Consider the following 23,924-nt stretch of genomic DNA (forward strand, 5'->3'; position numbering starts at 1 on the left):
GCGTTGCCGTATGCGCCGGTCCCGGTCGTGTCCGTGGTGCGTGAGCATGGCGATCCGGGCCGCCTCGGCGTCCTGGGCCCGGATCACCTCGGTGACTGCGCGGGATCGTCCAACGACTGGGCGTGGTCGAGCAGGGCGTCCAGCCGGGCCAGGTCGACCGGGCCGCGGCGCAGCGCCGCCGACGCGGCGGCCGCGGCGTCCAACACCGCCTGAATCTCGAACAGTTCGAGCGCAACAACCGGCGGCGACCGACTGGCGACCGAGGAACTCGACGAATTTGAGTGACAGCGAGCGGTGGCCCTGTACACATACCTGACAAGAAGCTGTCACACGCGGACCGGAATGCCTGGTCGGGCGGAGGGGGTTGGCACTGGCATGACTGGAGGAGTGGCGCTCCACGCGTCCAAGGCGGCCGCTGCCACCTCGGGCCGGCCCTCGACCTCAGCCGAAGACCCTCACACCATTCCGAGGCCGAGCCTCGCGAGACGAAGGAGTGCCCATGACCGTTCAGCTCCCTACAACGGACCTTCAGGCGTTCACCCAGGACTGGCTTGAGTGGTATCGCGGGCAGGAGGAACGGCTCGCCGCTCCGCACGGATTCCTGGCGCTCACCGGCCTGCACTGGCTGGACGACCGGCCGCAGCGATTCCCTGACGCACCGGGCGCCTGGTGGACCGACGCCGCCGGGGTCACCGTCGTCCTCGACGACGGTGAGGAACTCATCGTGGAGGGAACGCCGGTGAGGGGTGAACACCGCTTCGGAGTGCTGCCCGAACGTGGTGGCGTCGACGCGGTCTGGGGCGATGCCGTGATCGAGGTGGCCAAGCGTGGCGGGCACGACATCGTCCGGCCCCGGCACCCGGACGCACCGTTGCGCACCGCCTTCTCCGGTACACCCGCCTACGCCCCGGATCCGCGCTGGGTGGTGACCGGTCGTTACCGCGCGTTCGACGAGCCGCGTCCGACGACCGTGGGCGCCGCGGTCGAGGGGCTGGAGCACGTGTACGACGCCCCGGGCCGGGTCGAGTTCGAACTGGACGGACGCCCCCTGGCCCTGACCGCGTTCCCCGGACACGGCCCGGGCCGACTGCTGGTGCTGTTCACCGACGCCACCTCCGGGGTGACCACCTATGCCGCCAACCGGGCCCTGTCTCTCGACCCCCCGGCCGCCGACGGCACGGTCGTGCTCGATTTCAATCGCGCGTCGAACCTGCCGTGCGCCTACACCGACCTGGCCACCTGCCCACTGCCCCCGGTGGAGAACCGACTGCCGGTGGCCATCGAGGCCGGGCAGAAGACGCCCCTTGAGCGTGGCCGAGCCTGATCGGCGGAACCATCTCCGGTCGGGTTGGGGCATGAGCCCAGCTGCGGCTGTGCAGCCACTCACCCTGCACTACGCCGCCCTCCGCTCGCCGGTTCGCACACGTTGTCCGAGCACGTAGCCGGCCTGGAGGCGTGTCCTGGCTCCCAGGGCGTCCATGAGATCCGCGATGCGCCGCTGGCAGGTGCGTAGCGAGATGTCGAGCCGCCGGGCGATCACCTTGTCTTCGAGGCCGTTCAGCAGCAGGCGCAGAATGGCCTCGTCGATCAGGGCGGAGGTGGAGCGCGCGCTGTCGTGGTCGTAGCTGCCGTCGAAGGGCCGCGCCTCGTCCCACGCACCGCTGAGCGTGCGCCACAGCGCTGCGACCACGGACTCTTCGCGTACGAGGCTGAGCCCCTGCCCCTCCCCGACGGGGACCACGGCGACTTCGGCGTCGACGACCAACAGCCATGCCGGAGGGGAGACGGCCGTGCGCACCTGCCCTCCGTCGCGCAACAGTGCCTCCGCCTGCTCCCGCACCCGCACGTCGAACCTGGCGGCCTCCGGCAGCAGCACCCGAAGGAGATCAGAACGCGTCCCCGCGTACCCCGGCCACGCCCCGCCGCCCAGGTCCGCGAGTTCCTCCCACGGATCCTGGGTCGGCAGCGACAGCAGGATCTCTCGCTCCGCCTCGACGGTGATCGTGGTGAGGATCCCCCGGGCCGCTCGGGGGTCCTCGACGCGTTGCACGTGCGGATGTTGTGGCTCACCCGCGAAATTGGCCCGGTACAGCGGCAGCAGGCTGTGCATCTGCTGCCTCAGCCGCTCCAGTTCGTTCTGACGTCGGCGAAGAGCCTCGTCCTGCACCGCCAGCAGTTGCAGGGAGGCGGACATCGGGCTGACGGCAACGTAGGCGTAGGTGCAGCCGTGCACCAGGTGCAGGAGCCGCAGCCGGACGAGATCCTCGATGGCCGCGGCGGCTTCCGCCTCGGAGATGCCGAGATCTCGTACACACCGCTGGATGTCGACGTACTCGCTGCGTAAGGCGAGCGTGTACACCTCGCTTGCCGCGGTGCCCGCCTGCGGGATGTCCGGCAGATCCGCTATGCCGTCGATGTTCACGGTTCGTCTCCCCCTCGTAATCGTGCCTGACGCAAGTCGGCGGGTGCCCGGCGAGGGCGCCTGCCAGTGATTCTTCAACGGAGACAGGCCACGGACCCGACCCCGGGGCGCTTTGTTCACGCTCCCGCAACACCCCCCCCGGGCAGCGCATGTCGGCCGACCGCGTCCATCACGCTGCGGACAACTGCGGCAGAGACAAGGAGATTCATGAGTAACCGTCAGCCCGAGGCGCGCTTACAGGGCCTCTGGTCCGACCTGGTTCCGGTCGCCGTTCCGTCGGAAGCGCCCTCGGCCCCGCAGGGCAACGTGCTGGGGCGGATCCGTTTCACGGACGCCCCCACCGAGCCCGATCTCGTCGACGCCACTCCCCTTCTGACCACCCACATGACGAACGATCACGTCACTCCGGTCGAGGAGATCTGGCGAACCGGCCGGCCCGTACGGGCCGGCGTCGCCGGAGACGCCGTCTTCGCCGAGGACGGCGAGCACCTCTTCTACGCGGTGCGCCTCGGCCCCCAGCCCGTGTACCGCCGACCGGTACGCGAACTGTACGAGAACGCCCTGCGCTTCACCTGGGAGCGCGGCTACACCGACCTGGTCCGCATGTGGAACCTCATCGGCGGAATCACCAGCCCGAACGCGGACGGCCTGGAGACCTACCGCGACTTCTGCATAGGCCGGGCGGAGGCGTTCGCCGCCTTCGCCGACCGCTTTCCCCAACTGTCGGCCGCCACCGGGATCGGCACGCTCAGCCCGGGCGTCGACGTCTGCTTCCTCGCGGCGAAGCCGGGTCGCGCCGTACACCTGGAGAATCCCCGGCAGACGCCCGCCTACAAGTACCCGTCCAGCTACGGGCCGAAGTCTCCGAGCTTCGCCCGGGCGACGTTCCTGAGGGACGTCGACGCGCCGGGCCGGGAGGCGGGGAGCCTCTTCGTCTCGGGCACGGCCAGCATCCTGGGCGACGACACGGTGCACGTGGACGACGTCGCGCGGCAGACCGAGGAGACACTCCGCAACATCGAGGCGCTCGTCGGCGGCGGCAACCTCCGGCGGCACGGCGTGGCGGGTGCCGGGTACGACGTCAAGGACCTCGACCAGGTCAAGGTCTACGTACGCGACGCCGAGCACCTTCCCGTCGTACGGAGCATCTGCGCGTCGACGCTCCCCGGCGACACGGACATCTCGTACTTCAACGTCGCGGTCTGCCGGCCCGACCTGCTGGTGGAGATCGAGGGAGTGTGCAGGTGACGGACATCCTCACGGACATACCCGCCGTTCCGACCGAGTCCGTTCCGACCGAGTCCGTCCCGGCCGACGGCAACCTGTCCGTACGACTGGAACAGCTCGCGCGGCACAAAGGCTGGCTCGACCGCACCGCGTACCTCCAGGGAACGCACCGCTACTCCTACGGCGAGGTCTACGACCGGGTGCGCCGGACCGCGGGGGCCCTGCGGCGGCTGGGTGTTCGGCGCGAGGACCGGGTGCTGCTGGCGCTTCCCGACAGCGTCGCCTTCGTGGTGACGTTTCTGGCCGTTCTGCGGATCGGCGCGGTGGCCGTGCCGGTGAACACGTTCTTCCACGCCGACGAACTGCGCTCCAGCGAGGAGATCGCCGAGGCCTCGCTGATCGTCTCCGACGCGTCGCTCCAAAAGGAGTTCCGCGGCCGCAGCGTGACGCCGAGGGAACTGACGGAGAGCTACGGTCCCTCGGACGACGACGTCGACACCGGCGGCGCCCCGGAGCCGCTGACGTCCGACGCTCCCGCCTTCGCCGTGTTCACGTCCGGCACCACGGGGGCACCTCGCCTGTGCTTCCACGACCACGGCGACGCCCTCCACTTCGACCGGGCGATCGGCGATGTCCTCGCGCTCCGCCAGGGCGAGGTCTGCTATTCCGTGTCGCGGATGTACTTCGCCTACGGGCTGGGCAACTCGGTCCTCCTGCCTCTGCAGCGCGGTGCCGTGGTCGTACTGACGCCGCAGCGGGCGGACGAGACGAGCGTCCCGCTGGTCCTGCGACGCCACGGGGTGAGCGTCTTCTACGCCCAACCCAGCTTCTACGCCAGGCTGCTCGCCCGCCCCGAGGCCGTCGACCTGCTGGGCCGACTGCGTCTGGCGCTCGTGGCCGGCGAGACGCTGCCCCGGCCCCTGGAGGACAGGCTGCGCCGCGTCCTTGGACCACGTCTGCTGAACATCTGCGGCACCAGCGAGATCGGTCACGCCGTCCTGGCCAACGGCCCTGACGAGACCCACCCGTACAGCCTCGGCCGCATCCTTCCTCCGTACCAGGTGCGGGTGGTCGACGACGCGGGCGAACCCGTCCCGGACGGCGAGGTCGGACGGCTGCAGATCTCCGGCCCCACCATCGGCCCCGGTGTGACGCGGGGCGGCCTGCCGCCGCACCGGCTCGGCCCGGACGAGTGGTTCACGACCGGAGACGCCGCACGCGTGGACGACAAGGGTCTGGTGTGGTTGCTCGGGCGCGTGGACGACATCGAGATCGTCGCCGGAGCCAACGTCCATCCCACCGAGGTGGAGGACCTGATCACCGGGATCGCCGGAGTACGTGAGGCCGCTGTGTGCTCGGTGCGGCGGGCCGACGGTGTGACGAGCCTGCGCGCCTACGTCGTCGCCGAGCCCGGAGTGGACCGGCTCGCCACGTTGGCGACCACGATCCGCTCGACCACCGGGGCCAAGTTGACCTCGTACAAGGTCCCCGAGGACGTCGAGTTCATCGACGCGCTGCCCCGCAACAGCACAGGAAAGATTCTCCGCCGCGTCCTGCGCGGAGCGAACAGGGAGTTGCCCGATGGCACAGCATGAGACGTCCCCCGTCGCCGCGAAGACCCCGGTCACCGCGTTGGCAGCCGCACTGCTCACCATGGTGTTGTGGGCCTCGGCGTTCGTGGCGATCCGGCACATCGGCGAAAGCGTGCGCCCCGGCTCCCTGGCGTTGGGCCGCCTTCTCGTCGGAGCTCTCGCGCTCCTCGCCGTCGTGACGATCCGACGCGAAGGGCTGCCACCGCGCGCGGCCTGGCCCGGGATCGCCGGCATGGGCGTCTTCTGGTTCGGGCTGTACATGGTGGCACTGAACTGGGGCGAGCGGCACACGGAGGCGGGGACTGCGGCCCTCCTCGTCGGCGCCGGCCCGCTCCTGGTGGCGCTGCTCGCCGGGTTCCTGCTGCACGAGGGCTTCCCGCGCCCCCTGCTCGTGGGTCTCGCGGTGGCGTTCGCGGGTGCGGCGCTGGCAGGGGCGTCCAGCGGTGGTGGCGACACCGCTGTGGTCGGCGTGCTGCTCTGCCTGGCAGCGGCGGCCGGTCACGCCGTCGGCGTCATCTTCCAGAAGCCCGCGCTCTCCCACGCGTCGCCGTTGCAGGTCACCGCCTACGCCAGCACGATCGGTGCCATCGCCTGCCTGCCCTTCGCGGGACAGCTCGTCACGGATCTGGGCAACGCGTCGGCCGGGAGCTGGGCGGGAGTGGTGTACCTGGGACTGCTTCCGACGGCACTGGCCTTCTGGACCTGGTCGTACGCTCTGGCGCACATGCCCGCGGGTCGCCTGGGAGCAGTGACGTACATCGTGCCTGCCATCACCGTGGTGCTGGCCTGGCCCACGCTGGGAGAGTTCCCGTCGGGCCTGGCGCTCGCCGGGGGTGCGCTGTGCCTCCTCGGCGTAGGGATCTCGCGCCGTACGCCGCGGACCGCGCCCGGACCTGCCCCATCGCCGACCACATCACCTACCGCAACACCGGCCCCTGAGCCGGCCTTTGCCGAGTCCGGATCGGTGGGCGATGTGCGGGGGGAGACGGCCGACGTCTCAGGACCGGCGCGGGCACAGGACTGACCGCCCTCAAGAAGAGAGGTCGCAGGAAGAGAGAGGTTGACTGAGTCGGGCGCCGCGAGGACGTGCTCGCGGCGCCCGAGGGACCTCGTCCTGATGAGGTGGACCACCGCCGCCGAGGCGGAGCGGGTCAGCCGGCCTGCCGCCGGTCAGTCGTGGAGCGGTGGGTGAGTGGTTCCCGCAGGCCCAGGTGCTCGCGCAGCGTCGTACCCGTGTACTCGGTGCGATAGACGCCGCGTTCCTGCAGTGCGGGGACGAGCAGGTCGACGATGTCGTCGAGGCCGTCGGGGATCAGATACGGCGTGACGTTGAAGCCGTCGACGGCGCCGTGCCGGACGAAGTGGGCGAACTTGTCCGCCAGCCCCGCCGGAGTGCCCACGTGGCCGCGCTGGGGACCGAGCGCGATGACGGTCTCGCGCAGCGACCACCGGTGTGCCTCGGCCTTCTCCCGCCACTCGGCGACCACCTTGCGCGGGTCGGTGATACGCCGGGCGCCGAAGGAACCGTCGTTCTCGGCGACGACCGGGTCCTCCTTGGGCAGCGGACCGTCGGCGTCACGATCGGAGAGGTCCAGGCCCCACAGGAGTCCGGCGATGCCCAACGCGGTGGCCGGAGTGACCTGTTGGAGGCGGATCCAGCGCTTCTTCTCCAGGGCCTCCTCCTCCGTGGCCCCGATGATGATCTCCGTGCCCGGGAGGATGCGCAGGTCGTCGTCAGGCCGGCCCACGGCCCGCAGGCGGCGCCGGAGGTCGTCGGCGAAGGCGAGCGCGTCGTCGAAGTCGTTGCCGTGCGCGGAGAAGATGACGTCGGCGTTGCGGGCGGCGAAGTCCCGGCCCTCACCGGAGTCGCCGGCCTGGAAGATCACGGGGTGCCCCTGGGCGCTGCGCGGCAGCGTGGGCGCGAGGTCGACGTCGAACTGCGGCCCCCTGTGGCGGACTTGATGTACGGCGCCGGGTGCCGCCCAGGCGGGGGCGCCCGGGGAGCCGGAGACGGCCCCGTTCTCCCAGCCGTCCCAGAGCGCGCGGGCGACGGTGAGGAACTCCTCGGCGCGCCGGTAGCGGTCGGCGTGGTCGAGGTAGCCGCCGCGGCGGAAGTTGGCGCCGGTCCAGGCGTTGTCGGTCGTCACCACGTTCCAGCCGGCGCGGCCCTCCGAGAGCAGGTCGAGGCCGGACAGGCGGCGGGCGAGGTCGGCAGGCTCGTTGAAGGTGGTGTTGGAGGTGCTGACCAGGCCGATCCGGTCGGTGACGGCGGCCAGTGCGGCGAGCTGGGTGATGGCGTCCGGCCGTCCGGTGATGTCGAGGTCGTGGATCTGTCCGTCGACCTCGCGCAGCCGCAGCCCCTCCCCCAGGAAGAACGCGTCGAACAGGCCCCGTTCGGCGGTCTGGGCGACGCGCCGAAAGTTGGCAGGGTCGATCTGGGAGCCGCTGGCCGGGTCGGACCAGATGGTCCAGTGGTTGACGCCCTGGAAGAAGACACCGAAGTGGAGCTGTGCGTCCGGGCGGGGTACGTCGAGGGGGTCGGTGCGGGTCATCGGGTCTCCTCAAGGGCCTCGAACGCCGCACCGGCGGCGTAGCGGTTGGCGGGCCGTTCGAGGCCCAAGTGGATGCGTAGGGACGCGCCGGGCAGCGGGCGGACGGCGTGCCGCCGCTCGAAGAGGTGGGGCAGGACGAGCCGGGACAGCTCCGGCAGGTCCTCGTCCAGCACCAGCGGGTGCAGGCGTACGCCGTCCACGATGCCTCTCAACTGCTCCAGCAGGGTGGCGAGTCCGGCGGCGGATCCGATGTGGCGCAGCCGTCCGCCGGTGGTCCAGGGCGCATGCCGCTCGAGGTCGGCGACGCGCTCCTCGGCCGTGGCGTCCACGCTGTCGAGGGCGACCTCGACCTCGGCGAAGGTGCGCGGTGTTCCGGCGGCAGCCGCGGCCGCGGTCACCGCGGCGATGTCGCGGCCCTCGACGAGGGCGACGTCGAGTTGTTCGGCGGGCACGAGATCGGGCCGGCCGAGGACGACGAGTTGGCCCTGGGGCGGACGAGGGACGATCGCCGGGCCCTTCACGGCGTAGGTGTCGCCGGTGAAGTCGACGTAGTGGAGCCGGTCGCGGTCGAGGTAGCGGCTGGTGGCCACGGAGCGGATGACCGCGTCGTCCTCCCAGGAGTCCCACAGGGCGCGGACGACCTCGATGCCGTCGCGGGACTCGCGGGCGCGGGCGGCGGCGCCGTCGACGAGGGGGCGGTCCCAGGCGCGGGCCGCCTCAGGACGTGCCTCCTCGCTCACCACCCACCCGGCACGCCCGATCGAGATGTGGTCCAGGGACGCCAACTGGCTGGAGACGTGGAACGGTTCGGCATAGGTGACCGGAACGACCGGCGCGATGCCGATGACACTCGTCGACGCGGCGAGGAACGCGGCCCGCTCCACCGCACCGATGCGGCCGACCGCGTCGGGCGTGGCGCCGGGCGGGAGTGCGCCGTCCTCCAGGGTGAGCAGGGTGAACCCGGCGTTCTCCGCGGCGGCGGCGACGCGCGCCACGCGGCGTGGGGTCAGCAGGTGGTCGGGTGAGTGGGCGGCGCGGCGCCAGGCCGCGGGGTGAGCGCCGTCACCGTCGAGTTCGACGGCGAGCCGCAGGGCAGGGCCGGACATGGGGTTCCTTCCGAGGGCACGACAAGACGGCCGGCCCGACGGGCCGACGGGGTCAAGGGCGTGCGGAAGGACAGACGGCGGAGGCGGTGCGGCAGTAGTCGACGTGCCGCCGGATGATCAGCCGCGTCCCCGTGCCGGCACCGTGTGGTGCGGCGCCACGTACGCGCATCGGGGCCTCCACCCGTCCGGGAGCGATCGCTTCAACCTACGTCGTCGCCCCCGGAAGGTGTCAAGAACATTAGATGTACGCGCATACAGCAGCACCACGGTCGGCAGACCGGCTCGCCGGCTCCTCGCCCTGGACACCATCCAGCATGCCGAACTGTCCCCAGCGCTTTGGACGATGCATGCGTGCGGCGTGGACGCTCCTCTCCGGCACACGGCTGGGCGCACTGGACGGCTGGGGGTACGGAAGCGGCGCGGAGGAGCAGTGCGGAGCACCGACGGCCACGTTTGTGCCGTTTGTTCTTCCACGCTCCTCTTGCGACCGTCCGGAGCAAGGCGCCGTCCACCCGACGCGTTTGCGAAGGAGTGAAGCGCGGGAGGGCGGACGTACGCCGAGTAGGGCAGGCCGGGACGGGCTGTGGATGATGCCCGTCGCAACGGGAACAGCCCTGCCTCGCCCATGTCTTTGGTGGCGGGCGCTCGTGGCTGCGGGCGCAAGGAGTCTTCACCGAGAGACGTCAACTCCCCCAAGGTTCGGCCCGGCTCCCGGCTGGTCGGGCGAAGGGAGCAGGTCTGCATCCTCGACTGCGCGGACCCGCGCGTGAGGGCCTGTTGTGACTGACCGCCAGACATGCCAGACCCGCCGGGGGTCCGGGGCCGCTCGCCGGTCCAGGGAGGCGTGACCACTCGCCGGCCTCGGGATCACGACACTCAGAGCACCCGGCTGTGAACTTCGCGCTCAGAAAGTTCTGTTGGCCTCGTTGACATGCCGCAAGCACTCGCGTTTCACTCAACACTCGTGCATGGCAACGTTGTCAGGCTGTCGGAGCGACCCGGCACCGTTGCCCGCCGCTGACGTTCCCCGTTCCCCGAGGACGTCAGCACCGATGTGCGAATCGTGAACCGCTGCGGAGGCAACCGATGGTCAGACCTCGACGTTCTACGGCGCCACGTGACCGAATGAGATTCCGCCAACGCCTGGCGGTGGTGTCCGTCCTGGGCATCGCCGTACTCCCACTCCCGGCGATCGGGAGCGCCCATGCCGCGGGCGCCGCGACGCCTGCCTTGGTGAAGGACCCCGCGTCCCTCGTCAACCCCCTCATCGGCACCTCCGGCGCGGTGGACACCTTTCCCGGCCCCGACATGCCGGCCGGCATGGTGCAGTGGGGTCCCGACACGACGCCCGACCGCCCCTCGGGCGGCGGCTACGAGTACAACGACAACAAGATCTCCGGCTTCAGCCTCACCCATGTCTCGGGACCCGGCTGCGGCGTCGCGGGCGACCTGCCCATCCTGCCGGTGACCGGCGCGCTGTCGGGCAACCTCGGCGATGCGTCCGTCGGCTTCAGCCACGACGACGAACAGGCGGGCATCGGGTACTACAAAGTCACGGACGCGAACGGCGTCAAGACCCAGCTGAGCGACACCACCCGCGCCGGCCTGGGCACCTTCACCTTCCCCACGGGCCGGCAGGCGAACCTGCTGTTCAAGCTCAGCGGGGGCGCCACACAGGTGGACGGGACCCGCGTCCAGGTGGTGAACGACAAGGAGATCCGCGGCTCGATCGACAGCGGTCACTTCTGCGGCGCGAGCAACAGGTACACGCTGCACTTCGACATCAAGTTCGACCAGCCGTTCACCGCGAGCGGCACCTGGGTCGGCAGCACCATCAACTCCGGCGCGACGTCGCTGAAGGCGGGCAAGGCCCAGCAGACCCTGCGGGCGCACCCGTCGAAACCGCTCAAGGAGAAGCACTTCACCGTTCCTGCGGCGCCCTCCCCGACCGTGCACGGGAACGGCCCCACGTCCACGAGCACCCCGTCCCCGGCGCCCAGCGCCGACGCCGCGCCCCGGACGTCCGCCACGAGCAAGTCCGTCCAGCCCCCCACCACGGGTGCGAACGGCATGTACCTGACCTTCGACACCTCCTCGACCCCGACGGTGAGCGCGAAGGTCGGTATCTCGTACACGAATGACGCCAACGCCGCGGACAACCTCACCACCGAGATCAAGAATTGGAACCTCGGCGCCGTCGAACAGGCGAACCACGACGCCTGGAACGCGGTGCTGAACAAGATCCAGACCGGCGGCGGATCCTCGGATCAGCAGGTGCAGTTCTACACCGCGCTCTACCACGCGCTGCTGCACCCCAACGTCTTCTCCGACGACAACGGCCAGTACATGGGCATGGACAACCAGGTCCACAAGCTGGCCAAGGGCCAGCAGGCCCAGTACGCCAACTACTCGGGCTGGGACACCTACCGCTCCCAGACCCAGCTGATGGCGATGGTCGAGCCCAAGGTCACCAGCGACGTCGTCACCTCGATGCTCAACGGCTACGACCAGACGGGCCTGCTGCCCAAGTGGGCCTCGAACAACGGCGAGAGCTATGTGATGGTCGGCGACCCCGCCGCCGGAATCATCGCCGACGCATACGCCTTCGGCGCCCGGAGCTTCGACGCCGACAAGGCGCTCGCCGCCCTGCAGCACGAGGCCACCGCCCCGAACAACGACCGCCCCGGCGAGTCGGTGCGGGACGCGAAGGGCTACCTCCCACTGGACGAGAACGACTACGGCTGCTGCAACTTCTACGGCCCGGTCTCCACGCAGCTGGAGTACGACTCCGCCGACTACGCCATCGCCGCCTTCGCGAAGTCGCTGGGCAAGACGGCCGTCTACGACAAGTTCGCCACTCGCGCCCAGGACTGGATGAACGTCTTCAACCCGCAGACCGGCTACATCCAGGGCAAGAACAAGGACGGCCAGTTCGCGACCGGTTTCACCCCCGGCACCTCCAACGGCTTCGTGGAGGGCACCTCGGCCCAGTACACGCCGATGGTCCCGTTCAACCTGCGGCAGCTCATCCAGGCGCAGGGCGGTGCCAAGGCGTACTCGTCCTTCCTGGACGGCCTGCTCGACAACATCACGCACCCCGGCAACACCGACGCCGACCTGAGCAACGAGCCCAGCGTGGAGATCCCCTGGGAGTACGACTACACCGGCCAGCCGTGGAAGACCCAGGCGGCCGTCCGCAAGGCCCAGCAGAACCTGTACTTCAACGCTCCGGTCGGCTCGTTCGGCAACGACGACCTCGGCGCGATGAGCTCCTGGTACGTCTGGTCCGAGCTCGGCATGTACCCGGAGACCCCGGGCACGGACACCCTGGCGCTCGGCAGCCCGGCGTTCCCGGTGGCCAAGGTGACCTTCGGCAACGGCAAGACGGTGCGGATCAACGCTCCGCAGGCCGCGCCCGACGCGCCGTACGTGCAGTCGCTCGACGTCAAGGGCAAGGAGTGGAACACCTCCTGGCTGACGTACCAGCAATTCGCGGGTGCGGGCACGGTCGACTTCACCCTCGGCACCGAACCCGACAAGTCCTGGGCGTCCGACCCATCGGCGGCACCGCCGTCCGACGCCACGGGCGGCGACCGGGTCCTGGCGGCGACCGGCCCCTCCAGCGACGGCCTGGTGCTCCAGCCGGGCGCGTCCGATGACGGCACGCTCGACCTGACCAACCTCGGCGGCAAGGCCGTCACGGTCGACTGGAAGGCGACGGCGCCCTCCGGCATCACGCTGGACACGACATCCGGCTCGGTGGCGGTGCCCGCCTCGGGCAGCGCCGAGGCGAAGGTCCATGTGACGGCGGGCACGAGCGAGGGAACCTTCCCTGTCACCTTCGCGCTGACCGACCACAGCACCGGCGCGGCGCTCAGCGGGGCCACCCTCCGCGTGGCCGTGGCCAAGGCCGGTGCGCTGTGGCCGTACGACACCAACGAGGGCATCTACCCCGACGGCACCGGCTACTCGGGCGGCTTCGACGGCGGCGGTTGGGCGTTCTCGCACAACGCGCTGTCGGCGGCGGGAGTCACCAGCGGCTCCACCCTCACGGTCGACGGCATCTCCTACACCTGGCCGACGGTGACATCCGGTCAGCTCGACAACCTGGAGATGGCCGGTCAGACCATCCCGATGCCGGCCGGTACGTCGGGTGCGTCGCTGGGCCTGCTGGGCTCGGCGGCCAACGCGCCGACCGACGGCAGCGGGGTCTCGGGCACGGTGACCGTCACCTACACCGACGGCACCACCTCCCAGGCGACCGTCGGCTTCTCGGACTGGACACTCAACGGCGGGTCGAGCAAGCCGCTCGCGAGTGACACGACGGCCGTCACGACGGCCTACCGCAACACCGGAAGCGGAGGTCGGGACAACGTGAAGACCTACGTCTTCGCCACGAAGGTCCCGCTCGACGCGTCCAAGCAGGTGGCGTCGATCACGCTGCCGGTGACGGGCTCGACGGGCACCGACCACCTGTTCGCCTACGGCTTCGGCCAGTAAGAGCCCGGCACGCGCCGACGAATGCGGGCCGGTTCCCAGGCACAAGCCCAGGAACCGGCCCCACGCGGGCGCAGGGCCGCCCGGCCATCCCCTACCTGGAACCGTTCGTGGCCGCGTTCCTGCTACCGGGCAGGCCGCGGAAGCGTCCACCTCGACATCGGCGAAGTCCCAACTCCAGGGGAACGCAGCCTGGTGGCGCAGCGTGAGTCCGGTGTCGACAAGGCAGCCGTCGATCGGATCAGGGTGGACCCGAATGGGCGCAGTCTCCGTCGAAGGGTGCGTTCAAGATGCTCGTCGTCGGTAAAGGCGGTGTTGGCCGACGGGCCACGCCGTAATAGCGAGCAGTCTGCCCTGCGGTGTGTTCCACCAGTCGCCCGCGGTGTCGCCGGTGGTTCCCATCAGCCGACGGGTCGTGGTGACCACGACGAACGACATGACTGTGGTCATGGTGAGTTCGAGTACGGCTGCCCGGAAGGTGCGCCGCCATGCGAAGGACGCGGGCACCGGACACACGCGGTGTCCTGGCGCTCGAGGTCGGTCACAGCGGGTCGGTCCAGGCGGCGTCGGAGCGGGTCAGCGTGAACGCGGCGATGGTTGTGGCCGCGAGGAGTATCGCGGCGAACAGCAGGGGCTGGGCCGGGCCCCCGTGCAGGATGGTGACGGCGCCGACGAGGCCGCCGGAGAACATCGCCGCCGCTGAGAGCAGACGTCGGCCGGCCTTGCTGCCTCGGCCTCCGGCGGCACGACTGTCGGAGGCGATGCCGGTGATGGTGAGCGTCAGGACGGTCGTGGTCAGATCGGGTACGGCCAGCGCGCGTGCGGCGGCGTTCTGCACGCCCATGGCGAGGCCGAGCAGCGCGATCAGCGCGTACTGGCTGGTGCCCGCGTAGGGGGTGGCGGCGGCCCGGGCGACGACGTACGCCGCCAGGACCAGAACCGTCTCCACGACAAGGGCCAGGTGCAGTACACGTCCGCGGTGCGCACGCGCCCCATGGGCCACGCGGCCGCCCAGCAGGGCGCCCACCGCGAACGCGGCGAGCGCGGCGAGCGACGCGGCCAGGGAGAAGCCCGCGGCACCGGCGATCGCGAAGCCGGAGAAGACCACGTTGCCGGTCATGTTGGCGACGAAGACATGCCCCAGGCCGAGGTAGCTGAAGGCATCCACGAGGCCGGTCACCACCGTCAGCGCGAGCATCAGCGGCGGGAGTGGGCCGTGCCGGTCTTTTCCGTCGGGGACGACGGTGGCCCATGCGTCGCGCAGTACGACCAGCATGACAACGCTCCGATTCGTGAGGCGGGCGGTTCCCGTTCAGCCTCTGGCGCGACGAGCGTTTCGTCCAACATATGGATGCGGGCGCAGCAATCGGTCACGCCGATCAATAGACCTCCCCCTGGCCCTTTGCGGCGTGCCGTTCCATCACGTCGAGGAACGCGGCGGCAGCCGGTGCCAGCCGCTTGCTGTCGTAGACCGCGCAGACGTGGTGCACCGCCGCGTCGTCCGCGAGACGGAGCGCGCGGGCGCCGTACGGCAGTACGTCGTCGGGGTTGGAGCCCAGAAGCGAGCCGACCCCGAAGACCGTCGAGCGGGGTACGACCGTCACACCGATGCCTCGCGCTGCCAGCCGGATCATGTCGTGGATCTGGCCGACCTGGAAGTGCTGGCCGGGTTCCACCCCGGCGCGCGCGAAGGCGGCCTCGACCTGGCGGCGCAACCCGGTGCCCGTCGTGAACTGGATGAGCTGGTGACTCTCCGGCAGGTCGGCCAGGTGCACCACGTCACGGTCGGCCAGGGCATGGTCGGCTGGAACGATCAGGACGAGCGGGTCGTCGGCCAGGATTCGACGGTCGAGCCCTTCCGGTACCTGCTGGGGGCCGAGGCCCACCACGGCGAGGTCGAGTGCGCCGGACAGGACTGCGGCGGCCATCTCGGAACTCGGCGCGTTGACCACGTGGAAGTCAATTCCCGGGTGCCGGGAGTGGTACTCGGCCATCACCTCGACCAGGTCGAACGAGGAGGCGCGCGTCTGCATGAGTCCCAGGCGCAGCCGCCCGCGTCGCAGACCCGCCAGCGCGTCGAGTGCCGCCTGGGCGTTGTCCACGTCGGCCAGGATGCGCCGGGCCAATGGTTCGAGCAGTTCACCGGCGGCGGTCAGCCGTACCGAACGGCTGGTACGGCTGAACAGTTGGGCGCCGACCTCCTTCTCCAGTCGGGCGATCTGCTGGCTCAGCGCGGACTGCGCGACGTAGGAGTTCGCCGCGGCCTGGGTGAAGTTGCGCGTCTCGGCAACGGCGAGGAAGTACTTCAGATGCCTCAGATCCATCCCACGCCCATCTCCTACATCGATCGATACATGAAGAACCATGCATGGGGCCGCTTGATTGTTCCAGACCAGGCGTCGTACTGCCGTTGGACGCCCCCCAAGGAGCCCCGTCATTTCGAGGAGCACGCCCGGGCACTGCTCCTCCCCGGCACCCGCGCCGCGATGCGCGATTCCGTCAGCTTCGGGCCGAGGCGGAACTGGTGGTGCTCCTCTCCAACGGGCGAGTCCGGGGCGGCGTTCGCCGTCCGTAGCGGACGGTCAATCCCTCGGTCAGTTCAACCAAGTTGGAGCGGGGGCAAGTTGGCCGGTCGCAACGCGGTGTCCAGAGTCTCGTCACACGTGGGTGACGACGCCAGATATCTGACGTTCTGTCAGGGCGCCTCCGGCTCGACGTGCGCCCCTCGGTACGGGACCGAGGTGAGGGGCGCCGCTCGCGGCTTCCCAGAGGCGTTCCGACACTCCTCGCGCCGCCGCCCCGCCCCGGCCGCCGCAAGAGATTCCCGCGGCCGCTCTTGGCGCGAACTGGCGCTAAATCATGGCAACATTCCGGGACATGCAAGTACATTTCCGAGCACTGCTTCGCGAGGGCACCGGCAGACAGGCCAACGGATGAGCACGGCCGACCGCGTCGCGGTGACGCCCGGAATCGCACGACTGCACGCGTCGCCCGGACTGGCCGGGCCCGGACGGCTCGGGCTGGTGACCAACCACACCGGTGTCCTCCCCGACCTGCGCCCGGCCGCGCCCGCGCTGCTCCAGGCCGGCGCGCGACTGGTCGCCCTGTTCGGTCCCGAGCACGGGCTGCACGGGACCGGACAGGCCGGCGAGAGCGAGGCCGCGCAGGCGGACCCCATCACCGGCCTGCCGGTCCACGACACATACCGGTGCGGCGGCGAGCGCCTCGACAAACTGCTGGTCGACAGCGGCGTCGACGCCCTCGTGTACGACCTGCAGGACATCGGGGCCAGGTTCTACACCTACGTGTGGACCATGTTCGACCTGATGGTCTCGGCGGCTCGTACGGGCGTACGGTTCGTGGTCGCCGACCGGCCGAATCCCCTCGGCGGGCTCGTCAGCGAGGGCCCGCTGCTCGACCCGGCGTGGGCCAGCTTCGTCGGGCGCGCGGCGGTACCCGTCCGCCACGGCCTCACCTGCGGCGAACTCGCCCGATATCTCAACGCCTCGGCCGTGCCCCAAGTGGCGGGCAATGCCGCTGACTTGACGGTGATCGAAGCGGCCGGCTGGCAGCGCGCCATGGACGCGCAGGCCACCGGCCTGCCGTGGGTCGCGCCCTCGCCGAACGTCCCGACGCCGGCCACTGCCACGTTCTACCCCGGCACCTGTCTGTTCGAGGGGACGAATCTCTCGGAGGGCCGTGGTACCACGCAGCCCTTCGAGATCGTCGGGGCCCCGTACATCGACGCGCGGTTCGCGCCCTCGCTCGCCGAGCTCGCCCTGCCTGGAGTGCACTTCCGTGATCTGCGGTACGTACCGACCTTCCACAAACACGCCGGACGGCCGCTGCGCGGGGTCCAGCTCCACATCACCGATCGCGAGGTGTTCGCGCCCGTGCGTACGGCCGTCGCGATGCTCGCCACGCTACGGCGGCTGTACCCGGACGACTTCGGCTGGCGCACCTCGGACGGCGGCGTGGAGGGGACCGGCCACCGTCACTTCATCGATCTGCTGTGGGGGTCCGACCGGTTGCGGCGCGCCGTCGACGCGGGCGACGACCCGCTGCCGCTGTGCGATCCACCGGCGCCGCCCGGCCGGTGGGCCGGCGACGACGTGCTGCTCTACTCCTGAGACCTCCTGGCCCGCCGCCGCGACGCGTTGCCCGCTGTCATCACCAACGCCACGCCCAGCCCCGTCGCCGACGCCGTCGCTGCGGGCGTCGTTCGACGCCGTCCGTGATCCGCGTATGGAAGGACAACCCCATTGATGATGACAACCCCGTCGACGACCGATCGCACGACGACATCCCGGGTCGAGATTCGTGGCTTCGGCGCGGGCGACGGCCCGGGGTTGGTGGAGGCGTGGCGCCGGAGTGCGCCGGCCGACTCCATCACCCCGGACCGCTTCCGCTCCCTGGTGCTGCTCGACGCCAACTTCGATCCGGAGGGACTTCGGGTCGCCGTCGACGGCGACCGTGTCGTCGGCGCGGCCTACGCGGTGCGCCGGCTGACGCCGATGACCGGCACCAACCTGGAGCCGGAGCAGGGCTGGATCCCGTTCTTCTTCGTCGACCCGGCCACCCGGGGGCGCGGCCTTGGCCGTCGACTGCTGACCGACGCCCTCGACTGGCTGGAGAGCCACGGCCGCACACGGGTGGACTTCTCCTCGTACACCCCGGACTACGTCCTCCCCGGCCTGGACGCCGAGGCGTACCCGGAAGCGGCCGGGCTGCTTGAGTCCCTGGGCTTTCGCACGCTGTACGAGGCGGCGGCGATGGACCGCGGCCTGGTCGGCTATCGCATCCCGGAGGATGTCGCGTGCCGCCTGGACGAACTGACGGCGCAGGGCTACCGGTTCGCCACGCCGTGCGACGACGACCTGGTGGACCTGTTCGCACTCGCCGGGAACCACTTCGGCCCGGACTGGGCGTGCACGATCCGGCAGTGTCTGGCCGCGGGCACACCGCTCGACCGGATCGTCGTCGCCCGGGACCCTTCGGGCCGCCTGGTCGGCTGGGCGATGCACGGCACGTTCGATTCGGTGGACGAGCGGTTCGGGCCGTTCGGCGTGCTGGAGGAGATGCGCGGCACCGGAATCGGCAAGGTCCTGCTCCACCTGGTCCTGGAGCGGATGCGGGCGCGCCGCGCGCACTCCGCGTGGTTCCTGTGGACCGGCGAGCAGTCCCCGGCGGGCCACCTGTACCGCAAGAGCGGTTTCACCACGACCCGGGTGTTTCGCGTGATGCGCCGGGAGGCCGCCCGATGACGCCGTCACACCGCACCGGCGGCCTGAGCCGCCGTCACTTCGCGCTTGTGCTCCCCTCGGCGCTGCTCGTCTCCGGAGCTTCTGGATGCGCCGCGCCGCACCAGGGCACCGGGCGGCCCGGGGATCCGATCGTCCTCACCCTGCTCTCCCACTACGCGAGCGGTACGCTCAAGGAGGCCCTGCAGCGCCCGGTCGACGAGTGGAACGCCACTCATGACCGGGTCAAGGTGCGGACGAAGGCCGTCGAGTTCACGGACCTCCTGACCACGTTCATGGTCCGGCAGGCCGCGGGCCAGGGCGCCGACATCCTCCATCCGTACTGTCTGTGGAACGGCCAGCTCGTCCAGGCCGGCGTCCTGCGGCCCGCTCCGTCCGAGCACACCGAGGAGATCAGGCGCGGCTACGGCGGGGCCGCGGTCGGCGCCTCGTCGGTGGGGGGCAAGATCTACGGCTACCCCACCGAGGTGCAGACGTACGCCCTCTACTACAACAAACGGCTGCTGCGCGAGGCCGGTATCGCGCGCCCTCCGCGCACCTGGCGTGAGTTGGAGGACGCGGCCTACCGCACCGCCAGGCGGGACGGGTACGGCAACACGCTGGTCCAGGGGTTCGGGCTGTCGACCTACGACGACTCCACCACCGTCGGCCAGACGCTCGCCCTGCTCAACGCCGCCGGCGGAACGTTCGTCTCCGCGGACGGCAGGAGCACCGCCATCGACTCGCCGGCCGGCCGGGCCGTGTTCGATCTGGAGCACCGCCTCGTCGTCAAAGGTGCGAGCGCCCCCGGCGTCAACGTCTACAAGGCGTTCCAGTCCGGACAGGTGGCCATGGTGGTCAGCGCCGGCTGGTGGACCGGAAGCCTGAAGACCGAGATGGGCAAGGACTACCGCGATGTCGGCGTCGCGCCGCTGCCCGTCCCTGAGGCGGACGACAGACGCGCCACGCTCTCCACCGGCTTCATGCTGGGGGTCAACACGGCCAGTGAACACCCGCGCGAGGCCTGGGAGTTCCTGCGCTGGCTCAACACCGAGAAGGTGAGCGTCAAGAGCGCCAAGAAGGGTGCGACAGCGACCCGGATGAGCTCCCTGCAGGTGTCGGTCGGCTCCCTGACCGGCCGCGCCGAGGACATGCGGACACTCCTGAGCGAAGGCAGCGATCCGAACCTGCGCCCGTTCCTGGACGCGCTGGCGTACGCGGTGCCGGAGCCGAACGTAGTGGGCGCGCAGCAGGCCAAGTCGCTGCTGCGCAAGAACATCGAGGCGTTGTGGACCGGTCAGCAGTCGGTCGACGAGTCACTGCGCACCATCCGCCGTCAGGTCGATGAGGAGGTGTCGCGCTCATGGTGAACGCCTTGGCACCGGAGACGACCGAGCGGGTGCACAGCCCGCGGGACGCCGGGTCCACCGGGTCCGCCGTCGACGGCCGCCGCCGGACCCGGCTCCGACGCCGCCAGGCTGTCGTCGGCTATCTCTTCCTGGCCCCGACGTTGCTGTTCTTCGCGGTCTTCCTGATCCTGCCGCTCGGCTTCGCGCTGCTGCTGTCGATGTCTCGCTGGGCCGGGTTCGACCTAGGCGACATCGATCCGGTCGGCCTGGACAACTTCGCCGACCTCTTCGTGGACGGATCGACGTTCCTGGCGCCGATCCTCACCAATACGCTTCTGTTCGCCCTGGGCACCGTGGCCCTCGCGCTCGCCGGCTCCGTGCTCGTCGCCAACTGCATCGACAAGCTGCGGCTCCAAGGGCTGTGGCGCACCCTGTACTTCCTGCCGATCGTCACGACCGTCGTAGCCATCGGCAACGTATGGAAGTACATGTACGAGCCGGGCGGCCTCGTCAATGGCGTCCTCAACGCACTCGGGCTCGGCTCGGTGGCGTTCCTCCAGGACCCGGACACCGCGCTGCCCGCGGTCGTGGTCGTACAGGCATGGGCTTCGGTCGGCACAGCGATCCTCATCCTGACCGCCGGGCTGAAGTCCATTCCGGACTCGTACTACGAGGCCGCCGCGCTGGACGGTGCCGGGCCCGTCACCGTCTTCTGGAAGATCACACTGCCGCTGCTGCGGCCGTCCCTGCTGTTCGTGTGCATCACGCAGTTCATCACCGGCCTGCAGTCGTTCGCGCTGATCATCGTGATGACCAAGGGCGGACCGGGTGACGCGACCAATGTCGCCGCGTTGGAGATGTACCGCCAGGCCTTCTCGTACGGCGACTGGGGCACTGCGAGCGCCGCCGCCTTCGTGCTGTTCGCGGTGGTCCTCGTGGTCACCCTCGTGCAGTTGTGGATCTTCCGACTCAAGGGAGAGGACACATGATCCGCCGCCGCTTCCCGTGGTTCTCGTATCTGGTGGTCGTGACCGGCGCCGTGCTCACGGTGGTGCCGTTCCTCGACATGGTGATGACGTCGTTCAAGGGGCCCGGCGAGTCCGGCACGCTGCCGTACCGGTTCCTGCCCGAGGCGTTCGACCTGTCCAACTACCGGGCGGCGATCGACCAGCTCGATCTGCCGGTGCTCTTCCGCAACAGTGTCATCGCCACCGCCTTGATCACCGGATCGGTGCTGCTCACGTCGTCGCTCGCCGGCTACGCGCTCGCCAAACTCCGCTTCCCCGGCCGGAACTTCATCTTCCGCCTTGTGCTGTCGACGATGATGTTCCCCCCGTTCCTCTTCTTCATCCCGCACTTCCTGATCCTGGTGCACTGGCCGCTCGTGGGCGGCAACGACCTGTTCGGGCGTGGCGGCGCCGGCCTGACCGTCAGCATCACGGCGCTCGCCATGCCGTTCCTCGTCAACGGCTTCGGAATCTTCCTGATGCGTCAGTTCATGGTCTCGATCCCGGACGAGGTCCTCGAGGCCGCGCGCATCGACGGGGCAGGCGAGTTCGCCGTGTGGTGGCGGATCGTGGTGCCGCAGACCAAGCCGGTCATGGTGACGCTCGGGCTGCTGACGTTCGTCGACGCCTGGAACGAGTACATCTGGGCGCTGCTCGTCTCGACCGCCAACCCGGACGTGATGACCCTGCCCGTCGGCATCCAGCTCCTGCAGGACTACGTCGACCCGACCCGCACGATGCCCATCGTCATGGCCGGCCTCGTCCTGAGCATCCTGCCGGTCCTGATCCTCTTCCTGCTGCTCCAGAAGTACTACATCCGAGGCGTCATGCTCAGCGGCCTGAAGTGAAGAACGCAGCCGCCAGCAGGCCGCCTCAGACCGCCACACCTATCGTGGATGGGAGGAAGGGGCGACTGCACATCGTCGATGTGTACGCCCAGGGCTGCAACGTCAAGGAGCGCGTCATGTCGCGCAGCAGCAACGCCGCCGTCCTGGAGGCCTTCGGATCAGCGGTGAACACTGACCACCTCGGCGAGCTCGAGGAATACGTGGCGCCCGACTCTGTGGACCATGACCCGGCCCCAGGACAGGTTCCGGGACCGGAGGGTTATGAGGAGATGTTCGGCACGATGAGGCGGGCCTTCCCCGATCTGCACATCGAGGTCGAGCACGTCATGGCCACCGACGACGAAGTCGCGTTCGCCTACACCATCACGGGCACACATCTCGGTGAACTGATGGGGCACAGTCCGACGGGAAAGACGGTGAGTTACCGAGGCATGCAGATCAGCCGCTTCGCCGACGGGAAGATGGTCGAGCGCTGGGGTAGCAGCGATGAGCTCGGCATGCTCCGTCAGCTCGGTCTCGCCTGATCAAGTACCGGTCGACAGCTCCCGGGGTGGGGGCGCATCGCGGAGGGGGTCCCTTCCGAGGGGCCCTTGCCGTCGTGGCGGTGCGTTGGTCATAGGCGGCGCGTGCGGTGTGGACCTGCGCGGCGCAGTTGTGGGTCCAGGCGCGGAGGACCGGGCAGCCCGCGCCGTGGATCGCCGTCGACTTCGTCCGCATCGAGGGCGGCATCCTGGTGGAGCACTGGGACGTGATCGAGGCGGAAGCCTCGCGGAAGGAATCCCTGAGCGGCCTGCCGATGTACGGCGACGACTTCCCCGAGGAGTGGTTCGGTCCCGCTTCACCCTTCCAGTAGTGGGTAATCGGTGTATCCGGCGGCATCCGGGCCGTAGAAGAGGTCCTTCTTCGGTTCGGCGAGCGGGGCGTGGGAGGCGATCCGAGCCGGCAGATCCGGATTGGCGACGAACGGCTGCCCGTAGGCGACCAGATCCGCCAGGCCGTCGCTCAAAATCGCGTTCCCTCGGTGCTGGTCGAACCCGACGTTCGCCATGATGGTGCCTTGATAGACCTTCCGGAAGTGCCGGAACATGCCATCGCCGGCCAGTTCCTCCAACGGTCCTCCGGTGGGGTCGACCATCATCCCCATGAGCAGGAGATGGGACAGTCCATAGTCGTTGAGCCGTCCGAGCACGTACTCGCTGTCGGCCAGCGCCTCGTCCCCGGAGACGAATTCTCCTGTCTCGGACCAGGCGGGTCCGGCTTTCACACCGACACGCCGCAGGTCGACGAACTCACCGACGGCCTCGATGATCTCGAAGAGGAAGCGGGCGCGGTTCTCGATCGAGCCGCCGTAGTGGTCCGTGCGCAGATTGGTGCGGGGGTTCAGGAACTGACTGATCAGGTAGTTGAAGCCTGCCTGCAGCTGCACCCCGTCGAATCCCGCCGCCATGGCGTTGCGAGCCGCCACCGCATAGTCGGCGATCGTCTGCCGGAGGTCGTACGCCGAGATGGCCCGGGGCTCCACGGTGGGCTGGCGGCCAGCCGATGTCGGGGACAGTAGCCCCGGGTTGACGGCCGACGGCGCAAGAGGCGGGCGGCCGTCGAAGAAGTCGGGGTGAGAAGCGGACCCGGTGTGCCACAGCTGAGCGAAGATGACACCACCTGCGAGGTGGACCGCATCTGTCACCCGCTTCCAGTGGGCGACTTGCTCATCGGTGAACAGCCCCGGAACGTCATGCCATCCGACCGCGTCACGGCTGATCCACACGCCCTCGGAGATGATCAGGCCGGCTGATGCCCGCTGAGCGTAGTACTCGACGTGGAGATCAGTGGGCAGGAGATCGTGATTGCGTGCACGACTCCGCGTCAACGGGGCCATGACCACGCGGTTCGTCAGAGAGACGTCGCGCATCTGGTACGGCAGAAGCAAGGACTGTGTCGAGCTCATATGTGACTCCTGATGTGAGAACGGGGCCAGGAAGATCCCGGGAGGCGATGGGCGGCATCTCGTGCGGCACCGCACCGCCCCTTAAGGCACGGGATTGTGCTTTATCTCGACCGTAGCACTCATCCACACTAAAGCCAAT

20 protein-coding genes and 1 pseudogene are annotated in these 23,924 nt (G+C 69.7%); 12 read left to right on the top strand and 9 right to left on the bottom strand.

Going from position 1 to position 23,924, the window contains the following annotated elements:
* Positions 1–83: 83 nt before the first annotated feature.
* Positions 84–206, bottom strand: a complete 123-nt coding sequence (locus OG798_RS03690; protein WP_328756242.1) for a hypothetical protein — start codon at positions 204–206, stop codon at positions 84–86.
* A gap of 293 nt (positions 207–499) precedes the next feature.
* Between OG798_RS03690 and OG798_RS03695 the strand changes: the two genes are divergently transcribed.
* Positions 500–1,324 (top strand): DUF1684 domain-containing protein, encoded by an 825-nt coding sequence (locus tag OG798_RS03695; protein WP_267060373.1) that lies wholly within the window; start codon positions 500–502, stop codon positions 1,322–1,324.
* 69 nt (positions 1,325–1,393) lie between these two features.
* On the opposite strand, the gene OG798_RS03700 is transcribed toward OG798_RS03695, so the two are convergent.
* The gene (locus OG798_RS03700; protein WP_179857223.1) at positions 1,394–2,422 is read right to left on the bottom strand and encodes a LuxR family transcriptional regulator; all 1,029 of its coding nucleotides are present in this window, start codon (positions 2,420–2,422) and stop codon (positions 1,394–1,396) included.
* 207 nt (positions 2,423–2,629) lie between these two features.
* Here OG798_RS03700 and OG798_RS03705 point away from each other — a divergent pair, with 207 nt between their 5' ends.
* The 3 genes from OG798_RS03705 to OG798_RS03715 are packed head-to-tail and all read left to right on the top strand — an operon-like array spanning position 2,630 to position 6,265.
* The gene (locus tag OG798_RS03705) at positions 2,630–3,670 is read left to right on the top strand and encodes an FkbO/Hyg5 family chorismatase (RefSeq protein WP_328756243.1); all 1,041 of its coding nucleotides are present in this window, start codon (positions 2,630–2,632) and stop codon (positions 3,668–3,670) included.
* On the top strand, positions 3,667–5,244 hold the full coding sequence (locus tag OG798_RS03710; protein WP_121418697.1) for a class I adenylate-forming enzyme family protein: 1,578 nt from the start codon (positions 3,667–3,669) through the stop codon (positions 5,242–5,244). The genes OG798_RS03705 and OG798_RS03710 overlap by 4 nt, the downstream gene beginning before the upstream one ends.
* Complete coding sequence (locus tag OG798_RS03715; protein WP_121417832.1) at positions 5,231–6,265, top strand: DMT family transporter; 1,035 nt, start codon at positions 5,231–5,233, stop codon at positions 6,263–6,265. Before OG798_RS03710 ends, OG798_RS03715 begins: the two co-directional genes overlap by 14 nt.
* A 127-nt stretch (positions 6,266–6,392) precedes the next feature.
* Here OG798_RS03715 and OG798_RS03720 read toward each other — a convergent pair whose 3' ends face one another.
* Both OG798_RS03720 and OG798_RS03725 read right to left on the bottom strand, forming a co-directional pair.
* The gene (locus OG798_RS03720; protein ID WP_267060375.1) at positions 6,393–7,793 is read right to left on the bottom strand and encodes an NtaA/DmoA family FMN-dependent monooxygenase; all 1,401 of its coding nucleotides are present in this window, start codon (positions 7,791–7,793) and stop codon (positions 6,393–6,395) included.
* Positions 7,790–8,899, bottom strand: coding sequence for an LLM class flavin-dependent oxidoreductase (locus OG798_RS03725; protein WP_267060376.1), 1,110 nt, complete (start codon positions 8,897–8,899; stop codon positions 7,790–7,792). Before OG798_RS03725 ends, OG798_RS03720 begins: the two co-directional genes overlap by 4 nt.
* Positions 8,900–10,024: 1,125 nt before the next feature.
* Between OG798_RS03725 and OG798_RS03730 the strand changes: the two genes are divergently transcribed.
* Positions 10,025–13,399 carry a GH92 family glycosyl hydrolase gene (locus tag OG798_RS03730; protein ID WP_328756244.1) on the top strand — a complete coding sequence of 1,125 codons (3,375 nt, stop codon included), beginning with the start codon at positions 10,025–10,027 and terminating at the stop codon, positions 13,397–13,399.
* Positions 13,400–13,591: 192 nt separating this feature from the next.
* On the opposite strand, the pseudogene OG798_RS56395 reads toward OG798_RS03730, so the two are convergent.
* The 4 genes and pseudogenes from OG798_RS56395 to OG798_RS03745 all read right to left on the bottom strand — a co-directional run.
* Positions 13,592–13,740: pseudogene (locus tag OG798_RS56395) on the bottom strand (IS630 family transposase); the annotation flags it as partial.
* A complete protein-coding gene (locus OG798_RS03735) occupies positions 13,682–13,903 on the bottom strand; it encodes a hypothetical protein (protein WP_328756245.1) in 222 nt (73 codons plus the stop codon). The pseudogene OG798_RS56395 and the gene OG798_RS03735, both read right to left, overlap by 59 nt.
* 34 nt (positions 13,904–13,937) lie before the next feature.
* The gene (locus OG798_RS03740; RefSeq protein ID WP_328756246.1) at positions 13,938–14,672 is read right to left on the bottom strand and encodes a YoaK family protein; all 735 of its coding nucleotides are present in this window, start codon (positions 14,670–14,672) and stop codon (positions 13,938–13,940) included.
* 103 nt (positions 14,673–14,775) lie between these two features.
* Positions 14,776–15,720, bottom strand: coding sequence for a LysR family transcriptional regulator (locus OG798_RS03745; RefSeq protein ID WP_267060379.1), 945 nt, complete (start codon positions 15,718–15,720; stop codon positions 14,776–14,778).
* Positions 15,721–16,329: 609 nt separating this feature from the next.
* Here OG798_RS03745 and OG798_RS03750 point away from each other — a divergent pair.
* The 7 genes from OG798_RS03750 to OG798_RS03780 all read left to right on the top strand — a co-directional run bounded on the left by OG798_RS03750 (position 16,330) and on the right by OG798_RS03780 (position 22,693).
* Complete coding sequence (locus OG798_RS03750) at positions 16,330–17,526, top strand: exo-beta-N-acetylmuramidase NamZ family protein (RefSeq protein WP_328756248.1); 1,197 nt, start codon at positions 16,330–16,332, stop codon at positions 17,524–17,526.
* Positions 17,527–17,661: 135 nt separating this feature from the next.
* Entirely contained in the window at positions 17,662–18,660 is a 999-nt protein-coding gene (locus OG798_RS03755; RefSeq protein WP_328756249.1) for a GNAT family N-acetyltransferase, read from the top strand.
* Entirely contained in the window at positions 18,657–20,006 is a 1,350-nt protein-coding gene (locus OG798_RS03760) for an ABC transporter substrate-binding protein (protein ID WP_328756250.1), read from the top strand. The genes OG798_RS03755 and OG798_RS03760 overlap by 4 nt, the downstream gene beginning before the upstream one ends.
* Positions 20,000–20,974: a carbohydrate ABC transporter permease gene (locus tag OG798_RS03765; protein ID WP_328756251.1), complete on the top strand. Its 975-nt coding sequence runs from the start codon at positions 20,000–20,002 to the stop codon at positions 20,972–20,974. The genes OG798_RS03760 and OG798_RS03765 overlap by 7 nt, the downstream gene beginning before the upstream one ends.
* Entirely contained in the window at positions 20,971–21,840 is an 870-nt protein-coding gene (locus OG798_RS03770) for a carbohydrate ABC transporter permease (RefSeq protein WP_328756252.1), read from the top strand. The genes OG798_RS03765 and OG798_RS03770 overlap by 4 nt, the downstream gene beginning before the upstream one ends.
* Before the next feature lie 116 nt (positions 21,841–21,956).
* Positions 21,957–22,364, top strand: a complete 408-nt coding sequence (locus OG798_RS03775; RefSeq protein ID WP_095858384.1) for an ester cyclase — start codon at positions 21,957–21,959, stop codon at positions 22,362–22,364.
* Between the two features lie 107 nt (positions 22,365–22,471).
* Positions 22,472–22,693 carry a hypothetical protein gene (locus OG798_RS03780; protein WP_328756253.1) on the top strand — a complete coding sequence of 74 codons (222 nt, stop codon included), beginning with the start codon at positions 22,472–22,474 and terminating at the stop codon, positions 22,691–22,693.
* On the opposite strand, the gene OG798_RS03785 is transcribed toward OG798_RS03780, so the two are convergent.
* The gene (locus OG798_RS03785) at positions 22,679–23,785 is read right to left on the bottom strand and encodes an alkene reductase (RefSeq protein ID WP_328756254.1); all 1,107 of its coding nucleotides are present in this window, start codon (positions 23,783–23,785) and stop codon (positions 22,679–22,681) included. The genes OG798_RS03780 and OG798_RS03785 overlap by 15 nt on opposite strands.
* Between the last annotated feature and the right edge of the window lie 139 nt (positions 23,786–23,924).

Origin of the sequence: Streptomyces sp. NBC_00271, from assembly GCF_036178845.1 — a bacterium.
In the GTDB taxonomy this organism is placed as follows: domain Bacteria; phylum Actinomycetota; class Actinomycetes; order Streptomycetales; family Streptomycetaceae; genus Streptomyces.